The 13,846-nt window shown below is 28.4% G+C and carries 13 protein-coding genes and 1 tRNA gene; 3 read left to right on the forward strand and 11 right to left on the reverse strand.

What is annotated here, in order from left to right:
- Positions 1–52 precede the first annotated feature (52 nt).
- The 6 genes from IC173_RS08730 to IC173_RS08755 all read right to left on the reverse strand — a co-directional run bounded on the left by IC173_RS08730 (position 53) and on the right by IC173_RS08755 (position 4,662).
- A complete protein-coding gene (locus IC173_RS08730) occupies positions 53–769 on the reverse strand; it encodes a hypothetical protein (RefSeq protein WP_227855428.1) in 717 nt (238 codons plus the stop codon).
- A gap of 50 nt (positions 770–819) precedes the next feature.
- Positions 820–2,280: an extracellular solute-binding protein gene (locus IC173_RS08735; protein WP_227855429.1), complete on the reverse strand. Its 1,461-nt coding sequence runs from the start codon at positions 2,278–2,280 to the stop codon at positions 820–822.
- 92 nt (positions 2,281–2,372) lie between these two features.
- The gene (locus IC173_RS08740) at positions 2,373–2,747 is read right to left on the reverse strand and encodes a hypothetical protein (RefSeq protein WP_227433426.1); all 375 of its coding nucleotides are present in this window, start codon (positions 2,745–2,747) and stop codon (positions 2,373–2,375) included.
- A 179-nt stretch (positions 2,748–2,926) separates the two neighbouring features.
- Complete coding sequence (locus IC173_RS08745; protein ID WP_227433427.1) at positions 2,927–3,667, reverse strand: flagellar motor protein MotB; 741 nt, start codon at positions 3,665–3,667, stop codon at positions 2,927–2,929.
- Between the two features lie 20 nt (positions 3,668–3,687).
- The gene (locus tag IC173_RS08750) at positions 3,688–4,476 is read right to left on the reverse strand and encodes a flagellar motor protein (protein WP_227433428.1); all 789 of its coding nucleotides are present in this window, start codon (positions 4,474–4,476) and stop codon (positions 3,688–3,690) included.
- A gap of 95 nt (positions 4,477–4,571) precedes the next feature.
- Positions 4,572–4,662, reverse strand: a tRNA-Ser gene (locus IC173_RS08755).
- A 259-nt stretch (positions 4,663–4,921) separates the two neighbouring features.
- Between IC173_RS08755 and IC173_RS08760 the strand changes: the two genes are divergently transcribed.
- Complete coding sequence (locus IC173_RS08760) at positions 4,922–5,686, forward strand: DeoR/GlpR family DNA-binding transcription regulator (RefSeq protein WP_227433429.1); 765 nt, start codon at positions 4,922–4,924, stop codon at positions 5,684–5,686.
- A 200-nt stretch (positions 5,687–5,886) separates the two neighbouring features.
- Here the strand turns inward: IC173_RS08760 and IC173_RS08765 are convergent, their stop codons facing one another.
- Together IC173_RS08765 and glpK are read right to left on the reverse strand one after the other, a co-directional pair.
- Complete coding sequence (locus IC173_RS08765) at positions 5,887–7,002, reverse strand: ethanolamine utilization protein EutH (RefSeq protein WP_227433430.1); 1,116 nt, start codon at positions 7,000–7,002, stop codon at positions 5,887–5,889.
- Positions 7,003–7,041: 39 nt separating this feature from the next.
- Entirely contained in the window at positions 7,042–8,568 is a 1,527-nt protein-coding gene (glpK, locus tag IC173_RS08770; RefSeq protein WP_227831280.1) for a glycerol kinase GlpK, read from the reverse strand.
- A 291-nt stretch (positions 8,569–8,859) separates the two neighbouring features.
- Between glpK and IC173_RS08775 the strand changes: the two genes are divergently transcribed.
- Positions 8,860–9,957 (forward strand): pyridoxal-phosphate-dependent aminotransferase family protein, encoded by a 1,098-nt coding sequence (locus IC173_RS08775; RefSeq protein WP_227433432.1) that lies wholly within the window; start codon positions 8,860–8,862, stop codon positions 9,955–9,957.
- A 358-nt stretch (positions 9,958–10,315) separates the two neighbouring features.
- Here IC173_RS08775 and IC173_RS08780 read toward each other — a convergent pair whose 3' ends face one another.
- Entirely contained in the window at positions 10,316–10,828 is a 513-nt protein-coding gene (locus IC173_RS08780) for a hypothetical protein (protein ID WP_227831282.1), read from the reverse strand.
- 551 nt (positions 10,829–11,379) lie between these two features.
- On the opposite strand from IC173_RS08780, the gene IC173_RS08785 reads away from it, so the two are divergent.
- The gene (locus tag IC173_RS08785; RefSeq protein WP_227483000.1) at positions 11,380–12,258 is read left to right on the forward strand and encodes a DUF4300 family protein; all 879 of its coding nucleotides are present in this window, start codon (positions 11,380–11,382) and stop codon (positions 12,256–12,258) included.
- Positions 12,259–12,491: 233 nt separating this feature from the next.
- Here IC173_RS08785 and hisJ read toward each other — a convergent pair whose 3' ends face one another.
- Both hisJ and IC173_RS08795 read right to left on the reverse strand, forming a co-directional pair.
- A complete protein-coding gene (gene hisJ / locus IC173_RS08790) occupies positions 12,492–13,271 on the reverse strand; it encodes a histidinol-phosphatase HisJ (RefSeq protein WP_227831283.1) in 780 nt (259 codons plus the stop codon).
- A 212-nt stretch (positions 13,272–13,483) separates the two neighbouring features.
- Positions 13,484–13,831, reverse strand: coding sequence for a zinc transporter (locus IC173_RS08795; protein WP_227831284.1), 348 nt, complete (start codon positions 13,829–13,831; stop codon positions 13,484–13,486).
- Between the last annotated feature and the right edge of the window lie 15 nt (positions 13,832–13,846).

Below are 13,846 nucleotides of genomic sequence, written 5' to 3' on the forward strand. Positions count from 1 at the left end.
AGTTCCATCTTCATAAATAAGAGGAACTGAATATGTTATAACTCTATCGCCTTCATTTGTTAATAAGAACTGACTTCCCCCAGTATCCTAAATTAGAACTTGATGTATTTGGATTATCAATTGCAGCTCTAAATGGTTTATAAAAGAAATTATCTCCTTTTTCCTCATTTTCACTTTTAAAGGAAAACTTTGGAGCCCAATAACTATCCATAGATATTCCAAAACTTCTTGCTATCTCTGAGGAGCCTCTTTCAATTAGCAAATCAGAATTATCATTTGGGTTAAATTTAGGGTCTAGGTCTCTTATATACAATCCTGTCCTACTTATTTCATCTTTACTATTTATTGAATCACCTTCAATATCTTTGTTATTTAAAATTATGAAAGAACCTGTAACAGAATTTTTTCTCAAAAGATATATTAAATCTTTTGATATATTTTTTATAATTTCTTTATTAATTTCTTCGTTTATACCCACATCTTTAATTGAGACATTATTTTCATCTAAAACCTTTTTTACAGATGAGTTAATAGCTAGTTCTGTCTCGCTTGTCTTTGACCATCTTTGTAACATCTCATTTTGTATATAATTTTTACGATTAATTACTCTTTCATTTAAAATATCAAATGAATTATCATTTAGTCTTTTAATAGTTCCTCCCCATAAAATTGTGGCACAAAATAAACTTGTTTGAATTAGCATAACAATAATTAGAGGAAATATCATCTTTTTCATTATTGAGTTATTCTTTTTTAGATTATTTTCCATATTTATTCCACCCATACCTTTGTGCATTTTGGTACACGTTGCCAATTCACCTACTCTTTTACAGCATTTTCAAGCTCAGTCTTAAAATTTAAAAACCATGCTGAAAAATTTTCATTATTATTAGATTGTGCTACTGCATTCTCTTTAGAGGTTCCATTTTTTATTAATTCATTTATTTTATTTAAATCTTCTTTAGCTTTATCAATCATTGAATACTCAAGGATTTGTCTGGCTTTTGTCCCACCATCAAATGCTTTATTAGTGTACAACTTACAACTATTAATCTGTTCAATAGATGAAACAATTGAACTTTCCACTTTATTTGATACCTTTAAATCGTCTTTATTCATAACATCCTTTATAACATCCAAATTATTTGTTTTTTTCTTTACTGGTAGGTATCCAGAAGCAATAGAGAATTTTACATTAGACTCTTTATCTGTAAACCATTTTAAAAATTCTACTGATGCATACTCTTCTTCTTTAGTAGATTTTGTTACAGCCATTCCTGCCCCTTGTTGTACAGCATATTTTTCTTTATCTTTAAAACGTGGAGCTTGAAAGACAGATGTCTCAATTTTATAACTCTCATTATCATTTAACATTACTTCATCTGGAAAATATGATGCTCCTGAACTAGAGCCAACAAGAGCTAGTATATCTCCTGTTTTTGCATCATCAGAACGGAATTTACCATAAGATGCAAAATATCCATTTATATATGGGACATAAAAATTATCCCATAATTTTTTCATAACCTTTTCATCAAGATTCAGTGTAACTTTTCCATCTTTAACTGAAAAAATTTCTACTCCTAACTGCTTACTTCCTATAATAATATAATTTGCTAGAGCATCTCTTCCAAAAAATGCTTTACCATCATTAGGCTCTTTTGTTAAACTATCTGTCCATTCATAGTATTTCTTTGATGTCTCTACTAATCCTTCAATTGTTTGTATATCATTTATATTTGAATTTGTTGCTTTGGCAAACTTATCCCAATCTGTCTTATTTAACATCAAAATCTCAGTAGACTTTGCAATCGGAAAAAGCTTAAGTTCGTTATCAGAATTTAGTCTACCTTCATCTACATATTCTTCTATATACTCATTTAATTCATCCTTACTTATGTACTTATCAATATCTACTAGTAGTTCTAATTTATCCATTTCATATGCAGTATCTGAGTACGCTGCAAAAATATTTGGAACATCTTCAGAACCAACCTTTTTATTAGCAGAATCCAGCACCTTTTCAGATAAATCAACTACATTTCCCTGACTAAACGCTTCAACAATAATTCCTTTTTCAGCACCTACAGTGTCATTAAATTCCTTAACTAGCTTATCAAACGCCATTTTTTGCTGTCCATTATAATAATGCCAAATTTCTATTGATGTCGGATTTTCTGGATCTAGTTTATAACTCTCTTCCTTTTTCAAATCACACCCTGTAAGTAATAAAATAATCATTGATGTGATAATTAATTTTACAAATCCACTCCTATTCATAAAATCGACTCCTTCAAATGTATAAAATTTATTATAGCATTAAAACCGTAACTTAATTACTTATATTAATTATAAAATATTTACTGATATATTTAAATAGGACTAACAGTATATTTAAAAGCAACTAGAAAACAAATGATTACAAATATTGAAAATATACCTTTAGCATAATTCTTCTCTCTAAATGCACCAAATGATACCAAACCTTGTTGAATAGCCACTGTAATTACTAAAAGTGTCATTATTATATTAAGCTGAACTAACTTAAACAGATAAAGTAAAGAAAATATTACTAAAAGAACACATAATACAATACTAGATTTATTAATAATAGTAGTAATCTTATCTTCTTTTTTATGTTGTTTATTAGATTCTTTTAACTTCTCTTTATTTAAAGTTTCAACCTTTTTATTATACCTTGCCCTTGTTTTATCTTTATATTTTGTGTTTTTATTCTTATTACCCATTTATTTACTCACCTTTGATATCAATTTTAAAATTGAGTCCTTTCATAATTTAAATATTATATATTTAAGATACCATATATTATCACAAAAAGGTAACTTACTAATCATCTATTTTTAATTTTCGCATAAAAAAGCTATCCCTTATTAGAAATAACTCTGTATTGAGATAGCTTATTTAACTATTTATTTTCTCCAACATTTTCTACATCATCGAACTTACTATCAACCAAGACTATATCAACTCTTCTGTTTTTTGATTTGCCATCTGGAGATGAATTGTCAGCTATTGGTCTAAATTCACCATATCCTACAGCAGACAACTTATTTGGTGCAATACCTGCACTATCAATAAGAAGTTGGACAACATTGGTTGCTCTCATAACTGATAAATCCCAATTAGATTTAAATTCAGAATTTTTTATAGATAGGTTATCTGTATGACCTTCTACTCTTATATAACTATTCATTTCATTTAACATCTTACCTATTTGAATAATCTTATCTCTAGAATCATTTATTATAACAGCTTTTCCAGTATCAAATAATATAGTATCTTTAAGGCTTATTACTAGTCCTCTATCTTGAGCTTTTAATGATACCGAATTTGCCAATCCACTTTCATTTAAATACTTTTGAATATTTTCACCAACTTCTTTAAACTCAGGATTTTGTAAACTATCTAGATTATTATTGTTTTGGTCAACTACTGGTTCTATTTTATTTTGTCCACCTTCAATAACTCCAGATGAACCACCAAATGCAGAACTTAGGGATTGAGATAATTGTTTATATTTCTCTGCATCAACATTACTCATAGAATACATTATGACAAAGAAAATCATAAGTAATGTTATGAGGTCTGAATAAGTTAAAAGCCATCGCTCATTATTTTCTTCTTTTTCGTCTTCATCATGTAACATAAATATTCCATCCTTTTATATTATTCAATTCTACCATCAGCTTCTCCAAGTTCAATTAATTCTTTTGAATTCAAAAATATCTTTAATTTTTCTGTCATTAAATTAGAATTATCTCCCTCAAGTATAGATAGTATCGCTTCTATCACTAAAAGTCTTTCATTAGTTTCTTGCTGATTTATAGCTTTAAGCTTTGATGCTATTGGTAACCAAATTAAATTGGCGGAACCAACACCGTATAAAGTAGCCAAAAACGCTACAGATATCTGAGGTCCAAGTGCATCTGGATTACTCGAAAGATTTCCTAAAATATGTACTAATCCCATAACTGTACCTATGATTCCCAGTGTAGGTGCATACCCTCCTGCTGAATCGAATATTGCTATTCCTTCTTTATGTCTTTTTGATGTTATTTGTATTTGAGATTCTAATATATTTCTTATTGTAGCTGCATCAACGCCGTCTACCATAAGTTCAAGACCTTTTCTAATAAATGGGTCCAATTCATCATTTTCGCTTATTTCTTTATCAATACTAAGAAGACCTTCTTTTCTGGCCTTGATTGCAATTTCTTTGAAATAAACTATGTTTTCTATATTGTTAGGCTTTTTATTTTTAAAAGCTAACAACATTATCTTTATGGACTTTTTGAATACAGGAAATGGTGTTGAAGCACCAACAGCCCCTATAGTTCCACCAAAAACAACAAGTGCTGATGAAAATACAAATAAGGCTCCAATGTGTCCCCCATCAATAACGAAAGCAACCACTAAAGATGCTATTCCCACTATAAAGAAAATTAAAGTTGTCATATATTACCTCCTTTCTTTAATTATGTCTGCTAGGTTGTTTTTATTAATAGACATTACAAAAAAGACTACCTTCAACAAGGATAGCCTTTGATAATTGGCGGAGAAGGAGGGATTCGAACCCTCGCACCGGTTACCCAGCCTAATCCCTTAGCAGGGGATCCTCTTGAGCCACTTGAGTACTTCTCCTTATTTCTATGCAATTAAATTATATAATAAAATTATATTTTAGTCAATTAATTTATGAAATTTAAGGTATTTTAAGTCATTAAATATCTATTTTCACTTTTTTACTTAAATGTAAGTTTGAAATATGGTAAAATTATCTTGCATAACGCTTATAATATTATTTACTAAATATACACACATTAACATATAGACATAAATCCTTAATTCATCATAAGTTATGCTTAAAACTAAAATAATATTAATCCAAGGAGGATTTTCCATGTTACCACAGGAAAGATATGAGAAGATTTTAAGTATTCTCGAATCAGATAATATAATTAAAATAAATGACATAGTCCAAATGTTTGATATATCAATAGAAACAGCACGAAGAGACTTAGCACATATGGAAAGTATTGGACTTTTAAAAAGAGTTTATGGTGGTGCTATACCAGTTATAGCAAGTAGCGTAGAACTTAACTATATTAAAAGAAAAAAAATAAATTCAAATGATAAAAAACAAATTGCTCTTAAATGTAGTGAATTTATAAATACAAATGACACTATTTTTATGGATACTGGAACTACTGTTCTTGAAGTTGCAAAAAGTTTAAAAGACAAAAAAAACTTAACTGTAATAACTAACTCAATTTTGGTTGCAAATGAACTTATGAATACTAATATAAAAGTATATGTACTTGGTGGATATCTTAGAGAAACTGAAGGTTCTTTTTCTGGACCACTTACATTAGCAGCCATTGAACAATTTAATGTTGATAAGGCAATTTTAGGTGCTGGAGGTATTACACTTGAAAATGGTATTTCTGACTATCACTTAGAAGAATCACTTGTTCGAAAAAAAATGATTGAAAGGTCTAGAAAGTCAATAGTAGTTGTTGAGCCACCTAAGTTTGGAATAAATTCATTTGCTTCTGTTGCTCCTATAGAGCATATAGATACTATTATTACATCTGCTAGTATAGACCACGACATAATTATAGAATTTTCTCAAAAAGGAATACCTTTAGTCATAGCTGATAATTAGCTTATATGATTGCTTTTTAGTTCCTTATAAAATATCATTGATTAAAGTTAAGGAGCCAAATAATTATTTATTTAGCTCCATTTATACCTAAACTATACAGTGTTTTTACTATGTCACTATGTCTTTTTTTATTTACCTTATTTTTTTAACTTAACTCTATTTTTTAATTTAGCTTAACGCTTACTTTAACATTAATTCTTTTATACAACCTCTTTTTTCATTTTACTACTTTGCTCTTCTTCTGCTGTTAAATCTTTTGTCATTACCATAGCAAGTGCAATCGCCAATACTCCACCAACTAACTTTCCAATTACAACAGGTGTAATCATCTCTGGCACTACTCCTGCTGTAAATCCTAGGTGATCACCTAGTGCTGCTGTTGCACAAACTAACCATGCTGTATTTACTACTTTTCCCTTTGGGCTCATGTCTTTCATCATTTTATACACTGGAATACTATTAGCTAAAGTGAAAACTAATCCAGCTGCACTTGTTGCATCCATACCTAATTTTCCACCTATTGCTGTAAGTGGTTTATTTAAAACTTTAACTAATAAATGTAGTATAGGAAAAGTACCCAATAATACTATTGCAATACTTCCAATTACTTGAATACCCTCTCTTATAGGTGTCATTCCTTTTATAAGTACTACCCCTGTTATTTCTTGAAATGCTGCTGCACCTAATCCTATTGTTATCAATATAGATATAATTTTTCCAAAAACTAAAGACCCATTTATCATAAGTGTTGAATTTACTTTCAGACCTATTGCTAATATTACTGCTAATATTATTACTGGCACCATATTTATAATCACCATTGATAAATTAAATCCTGCTATCATTCCTCCTACAATCCCCCCAAAAGGTATTGTTATTAATCCTATTAATAACCCTTTTGCAAAAAATGGTCTGTCTTCATACTCTATAAGGCCTAATCCTACTGGGATTGAAAATACAAGTGTACACCCAAGCATTGATGATACAACTAATCCTGCAAGCATCCCTGCTTCTTTATTGTGTGCAAGTTCCATCGCTAATGGATATCCTCCCATATCATTTGCTAATATGGTTGCAAACATAGATGGGTCTGCTCCACATAAATTGAATATTGGTATTATTACTGGTCCTAATACATTTGAGATAACTGGAGCTAAACAAACTATACCAACCATCCCTAAAGCTAGTGGACCCATTGAATTAAAACCTTCTTCGAATTGTTCACCAAGACCAAATTTATTTCCAATTATCCTATCTAATGCTCCTAAAAGCACCCCTACAGCCATTATATATAATATAACTTTATCAAAGGGCATATTTAATTCCTCCTATACATGTAAATACTATGTTGTACTTTAATTAGCACACATCTTTTTGGTATCGTTTTCCCAGTTCATAGCTCTTTTTACTGCTTGATTCCATCCAAGCAAAATTTCTTCTCTTTTTTGTTTTGTCATATTTGGAGTGTATTCTTTACTTATTGTAAACTCATTTCTAATTTCATCAATACTATTCCAAACACCACAGGAAAGACCTGCCATATATCCTACTCCAAGCACTGTTGTCTCAGGATTTTCTGCAATTTCAATTGGTATATCTAATATATCGGATTGAAACTGCATTGTAAAATTATTTTTTGTAATTCCACCATCCACTCTTAGCATTTTTATATCCTTTCCTGAAGCTAAATTCATAGAGTCAACAACATCTTTGACCTGAAGTGCAACAGATTCAAGAGTAGCTCTTACTATATGCTCTTTCTTAGTACTGCCTGTTATACCAACCATTGTACCTCTTGCATATTGGTCCCAATAAGGTGCTGCAATCCCTGCAAACGCTGGAACAAAATATACACCACCAGTACTTGGTATTGAGTTAGCCATATCATCAGTTTCTGAGTAATTTTTTATAACTCCAATTCCATCTCTAAGCCACTGTATTGCAGCACCTGCTATATATACTCCGCCATCATAAGCATATGTAATTTTGTCTCCTATTTTCCAAGCAACAGTTGTTAATATACCATTACCCGCTATTTTCAACTCTTCACCTATATTCATATATAAGAAACATCCTGTTCCATAAGTATTTTTAACCATACCTGGCTCAAAGCATCCATTTCCAAATAGAGCTGCTGGCTGGTCAACCATCGAAGCAGTAATTTTTATTGATACACCACAAAATGCCCCTTTGTCTGTAGTCCCAAAATCACCACTTGTAGGCATTATATCCGCTAAAATACTTCTAGGAACTCCTATAATATCAAGTAATTCTCTATCCCAATTCATATCTCTTATATTAAAAAGCATGGTTCTTGCTGCTGTAGAAACATCAGTTAAAAAAGACTTTCCTCCTGTCATTTTCCAAATTAACCAGCTATCTAATGTTCCAGCAAGTACTTCTCCATTTTTGATTTTTTCTTTTACACCTTTTACATTATCTATTATCCATTTAATTTTTGTCCCTGAAAAATAAGGATCTATGATTAGTCCTGTTTTATCTACTATCTTATTTTCTAATCCTGGTATATTCTTTAAATTTTCAACATAATCATAAGTTCTTCTGCACTGCCATACAATTGCATTGTATAATGGCATACCTGTATTTTTATCCCATAGCATTACTGTTTCACCTTGATTATCTATACCTATTCCCTTTATATCACTTTCATCTATTCCACTTTTAAAAGCTTGTTGTAGTACATTATTACTTACAGTTTTTGTGTTATTCCAAATTTCTATAGGGTCATGTTCGACGTATCCAGATTGTGGATAGATTTGAGTATGCTCCATATAATCACTAAAAACAAACTCTGATTTTTCATTTATTAATACTGCTCTTGTTCCTGTTGTTCCTTGATCAATTGCTAATACATATTTCACTTTAAGCGTCCCCCTTTATTTTCAGAATTAATAGATTTTTTATTATTTTTTGAATATAAAATCTATTCAACTTATTTATATTCTATATCATCTTGGGGATTTATACAATATTTATTACAATATTTTTTGTATATTTTTACTTTTTTTGATTGTTAAAGTATTTTAATTAAAATATTATTGCAATATTATTAGTTTTATTCTATAATCTAGTTAAATTAACACATAAACTTTTAATATATACACATAAACAGTCATCATAAAATTTAAATTAAACTTTAAGGAGGATTTGCAATGAAAAAAACATATCTATTTAGTCCTGGACCAGTAATGGTTACAGATAGGGTTAGAAATTCACTTCTTCACTATGATATATGTCATAGAGGAAATGAATTCATGAATTTATTTAAAGATACACAACAAAAAATCGGTAAATTATATAATGCAACTTCTGATTATTATTCTCTAGTTGTATCTGGTTCTGGAACATCTGTAAATGAATGTGTATTATCTTCTATATTTGATAAAGAAGATGCTGCTTTATTAGTTAGTAATGGTGTATTTGGAGAAAGGCTAGAAGAAATATTATCTGCTTATAGTGTTAAGACCTACAAACCAGACTTTAAATGGGCTGAATATCCAGACTTAGATATTTTAGAAAAATACTTACTTGAAAATCCTGACATAAAAGTAATTGCTATGGTATTTCATGAGACTAGTTCAGGAATGATAAATCCTGTACCTGAATTAGGAAAACTTGCAAAAAAATATAACAAAATATTTTTTGTTGATGCAATAAGTGCATCTGCTGGTGAATACATTGATGTTGATGAGTTTAATATAGATATAATAACAGGTGTTGGTGGCAAAGCCCTTGGGGCATTTCCAGGCTCTGCATATCTTTGTGCTAAAGAAAGCGTTTTACAAAATATTAAAGAAGATCAATGTAAAAATGTGTATCTTAGCCTTTACAAACATTATAAGCTTGCAAAATCATCTTCTCAAACACCAAATACACCTAATGTCACTTTAATATTTGCTCTTAATGAAGCTTTAACTGAATTTTTAGAAGATGACAGTAAGATAGAAAGATATAAAGAATGTTCTGCTATTTTAAGAAATGGTATGGAGGAACTAGGTCTAACATTTTTACTTCCAGATAAATATATGTCTAATACTGTTACGTCTGTATTTCTTCCTAAAGAAATTGATATAAATAGATTTATATTAGAACTAGAAGAAGAAAATGGTTATGTGGTATATCCAGGAAAAGGCAAATTTCTAGATGATAATATGTTCCAAGTTGCAAATATGGGAGAAATTTATCCAGACGATTGTTATAAATTCCTTGATATTTTAAAATCAAAGCTAGAAGTTAAAAAAGCCATATAAATATCTCAAGACCATAAATAAAAAAACTATATAAATATCTCAAGTTAAACTAGATTATGGTCTGTAAATAACAGCTATCTATAAATAATCACTCTATATGAACATATTCAAAAATATACTTGAACATTAAATATAGCCAGATGTTGTTTTATATTTTTTTATAAGGGTGAACTCTAATATGTAAAGTTCACCCCTATATGAAAAATTTATTTTTATACAATTCTTTTTATATTTAATTCTTTTATATTTTTGATACAATTCGGCTATTTAACTGTATAGATTGTTATAAATTTAAAATCTATACATGATACTATATACTTTTAAATCTGATTCTTTTTTTAATTAAAGGCTTTAAATATTACTTTTCAAGCTCATCAAAGTAATTATATACAATAACTTCACCTGTTTCTTTATCTGTTGTCTTTATAATCCCTTTAGCTCCATTTACCTCTTCTTTTGTGAATTCATCGTCTAGTACAACTTTAAATTTATCTTCATTTCCATATCCTTGCTGAAACTCAGCTCTTAAAATTACATTTTTTTCAGCTTTTGGTTTTAATTCAAATTCAATTCCTGATTTCATTTCATCAAAATAATTTAAAACTACAACCTCATTATTTATTTTATTAGTTGTCTTTATAATCCCTTTAGCTCCATTTACTTCTTCTTTTGTAAATTCATCATCTAGCACGACTTTGAATTTATCTTCCTTTCCATACTCTTCTTGAAATTCTTTTTTCATTTCACTGTACTTAGTCTCAAATTCTTCACTCCTGTTTAATTCCATAGCTGATACATTTATCAGTGACGTCCCAATAGTTATTATTGTTAATGCCATGACCATACCAGTTTTTAATTTTTTTAACTTCATATTTTACCTCCTAAATTAAATGTTCTTAGTGAAATTATATAAATAAAAATCTAATTTTTACAGTTTCATTCTTGTAACTAAAATTACTATTATGTAACCAAACTTTTTAATTCAACTATTCCTTAAAACCTAATTTTTTGGGGAATAGTTGAATTAAAAAAATAAAATTTTTAAACTTTTAATGAGTCTAATAGTATATTTATTGAACTTAATAAATTTTATTTTTAATAAAGTAAAATTTATCATATATCTCAAACCTACTTATTTACCAAAATACTACATCCAAAAAACTAGTCTCACTATATATTTCATTGATAGCTTACTCATTTTTTACTTATAAAATCCTATAATCAATCTCCAAATAAATTAGTTAAAAATTCAAAGAATATATACCCCTATTTAGTATATATTTTTATATATTAAAAAAAAGTTTTAAATAAAGTTATATTTTTTGCAACAGTTTTGTAATTAAAAACATATTGAAGCTAAAATTAAATGTACTATATACTATAAATATGTCGACAAAATAAATTTATAAAGGAGAAAAACAGGTGAGAAAAAATTTACTAATAGCAATATTGTCTGCTATTTTAGTGTTATCAAGCATACTTACAATCTTTGCATATTCAACTATTAAAGATAATAGCAGATTAGTATACTCTAACATAATAGATAGAAAGATAGAAAATCAAGTGAAAAATGTATTAGAAAAAAATAAAATAAATAAGAAAGATATTGATATTTTTATTAAATCAGTTAGGAGCTACAACAAACTTCAAATTAAAATACTTCAAAACAATGTAAATATATCTAAGTCTGGATATAGTTCAATTAACACAAAACAGGTTCCATACAATTTAGATAAATTACAAAGTAACTGGATGGAAAAGTTTCCTAACTATATGGATGTAAATTGTAGAATAACAGCATTTAGACTTTTTAAAGATTTCATCAACTCAAAAGAGAAGTTTACTGGAGATTCTATCGATTTAAGTATTGATTTAGATACTATAATGAATAATAGAGATGCAAAATTTAACTCAAAGGATGTAGAAAAATTTATTAACTTTTTCTCTGCAATACCAACTCAAGACACAGATGATATAAATAAAAATGCAGAACAAATAAAAAAAGAGTGGAAAAAAAGAAAAATATCTTTTAAAGATAATAAAAATATGTCTATTATAAGTGGCTTTCTTCGTTATCCAGAAACTAAAAATGTATTTATAGGTCATACAGGTATATGTATCAAAACTGATAAAGATATCTTATTTATAGAAAAATATGGTTCTACATCACCTTACCAAGTTACTAAGTTCAAAAGTAAAAAAGATGTGAAAAATTATATGTTCAATAGATTAAAGATGTCAGAAGGAAATGTAGAATTACTAGACCCAATAATAATGGAAAATGATAAACTTATGCAGTAATATCTCTAAATACTAAAAGCACTTTATGATTGTTAAGATAAGTAAAAATAGGCTATATCCATGAAAAAATATTAATTATAAAACTTTCATACTGAACAAATCTATAAATATTTTTCTAATTTAACAAAAAGACTGTAAGTAGATTTATTTTACATAAATCTACTTACAATCTTTTAAATAAATACTTTAAAAATATAAATTATCATAACTTTAGGATTATAATATATACATCTTTATCCTATATCATAATTATTTATTTCCTCTGCACAGTGAGAATCTGAGCCAAGAACTAATGGAATATCATATTTTTTTGCTAATTCTAATAAGTATCCATCTACATAAGGCTCTTTACAATATTCTTTTCTGTTTCCAGAAACATTGTAATCAAGTTCATATCCTTTTTCTTTAACTAACTTTATTAATTCTTCAAGAACTTTATTTCTTTCATAATTATATGGAAATACTTGATTAAACTTTCTAACTAAATTTAAATGACCTATTCTCTTTGGTTTATATGTACCTAAATCAGCATTTACAGCTTTTATTAATGTTTCATAATACTTATTATAAACAGCTTCAATGCTTCCAAGCTTATCAATCAGATTTTGAAACTCTTCTACACTATAGTCCACACAACAATAGGCACCATCAATTTTAATTATATGTACTGATAATAGAGAATCCTCTAATTCATCACCATATTTATCTAAATTGTTTTTTATGCCTTCTTCATAACCTTCAAGAAAATCTACTTCCGCTCCTACATTTATCTTAATTTCGCTCTCATATTTATGCTTGAAATTTTTAACATCATTAAGGTAATTTGATAAATTTTCAGGATTCATGCAACTATCATTTTCAGGTGCAGGGTCTTGAAATCCATTTGGATATGGAAAATGCTCTGTAAATGTCATTTCTGTTAGACCAACATCAATTGCCCTTTGTATATATTTTTCAAAATCATCCTTACTTCCATGAGGACAATAAGGTGAATGTATATGACCATCTTTCATAACTAATTCTCTCCTTTTATTAAATTGAACTACTCCTCCTTAACTATCTCCAGTAATATTTGAAGCCGAAGATATATTAAATAACTCAGTTTTATAATAAATTTCCTCATTAAAGTATAGTACATACTCATTAGAAATTTCAATAATTAAATATAAATAAGGCATAAAAAATCGCCTATATCAAAATATATAAGCGATTTTAACAATCATATTTACATATGTTTTTTAGCCTCTAATAACATTTTATTTGCTTCTTCCATACATTCTATAGCTTTTTCAATACTCTTTGCAGTTTCTTCTTTTCCAATAGCTCTAGCCTTTTCTACCCATTCTCTAAATCCTTCTTCATGAGTCTCATTATGATTTATCCAATGTACTAAAAGTATTTTTAAAGTTTTCTCATCTTTAGACTCTGATGATTCTTCATGATTATGTTCGTGGTCATGGTCATGGTCGTGTGGATGTTCATGGCACATATCTCCATGAGTATGTTCATGGCAATGGTCGTCATGGTCATGGTGCCCATGGTGGTATCTTATAATCTCTCTATCAAACATCATTAGTTATTCCCCCTG

The sequence above is a fragment of the Clostridioides sp. ES-S-0048-02 genome (genome assembly GCF_020658495.1).
In the GTDB taxonomy this organism is placed as follows: domain Bacteria; phylum Bacillota; class Clostridia; order Peptostreptococcales; family Peptostreptococcaceae; genus Clostridioides.

Bases quoted from the DNA above. Each gene is read 5' to 3' on its own strand.
- IC173_RS08760 (WP_227433429.1), top strand. From the start codon at position 4,922: ATGTTACCACAGGAAAGATATGAGAAGATTTTAAGTATTCTCGAATCA.
- IC173_RS08795 (WP_227831284.1), bottom strand. From the start codon at position 13,831: ATGATGTTTGATAGAGAGATTATAAGATACCACCATGGGCACCATGAC.
- IC173_RS08765 (WP_227433430.1), bottom strand. From the start codon at position 7,002: ATGCCCTTTGATAAAGTTATATTATATATAATGGCTGTAGGGGTGCTT.
- IC173_RS08750 (WP_227433428.1), bottom strand. From the start codon at position 4,476: ATGACAACTTTAATTTTCTTTATAGTGGGAATAGCATCTTTAGTGGTT.
- IC173_RS08730 (WP_227855428.1), bottom strand. From the start codon at position 769: ATGGAAAATAATCTAAAAAAGAATAACTCAATAATGAAAAAGATGATA.
- IC173_RS08775 (WP_227433432.1), top strand. From the start codon at position 8,860: ATGAAAAAAACATATCTATTTAGTCCTGGACCAGTAATGGTTACAGAT.
- IC173_RS08735 (WP_227855429.1), bottom strand. From the start codon at position 2,280: ATGAATAGGAGTGGATTTGTAAAATTAATTATCACATCAATGATTATT.
- IC173_RS08740 (WP_227433426.1), bottom strand. From the start codon at position 2,747: ATGGGTAATAAGAATAAAAACACAAAATATAAAGATAAAACAAGGGCA.
- IC173_RS08780 (WP_227831282.1), bottom strand. From the start codon at position 10,828: ATGAAGTTAAAAAAATTAAAAACTGGTATGGTCATGGCATTAACAATA.
- IC173_RS08745 (WP_227433427.1), bottom strand. From the start codon at position 3,667: ATGTTACATGATGAAGACGAAAAAGAAGAAAATAATGAGCGATGGCTT.
- hisJ (WP_227831283.1), bottom strand. From the start codon at position 13,271: ATGAAAGATGGTCATATACATTCACCTTATTGTCCTCATGGAAGTAAG.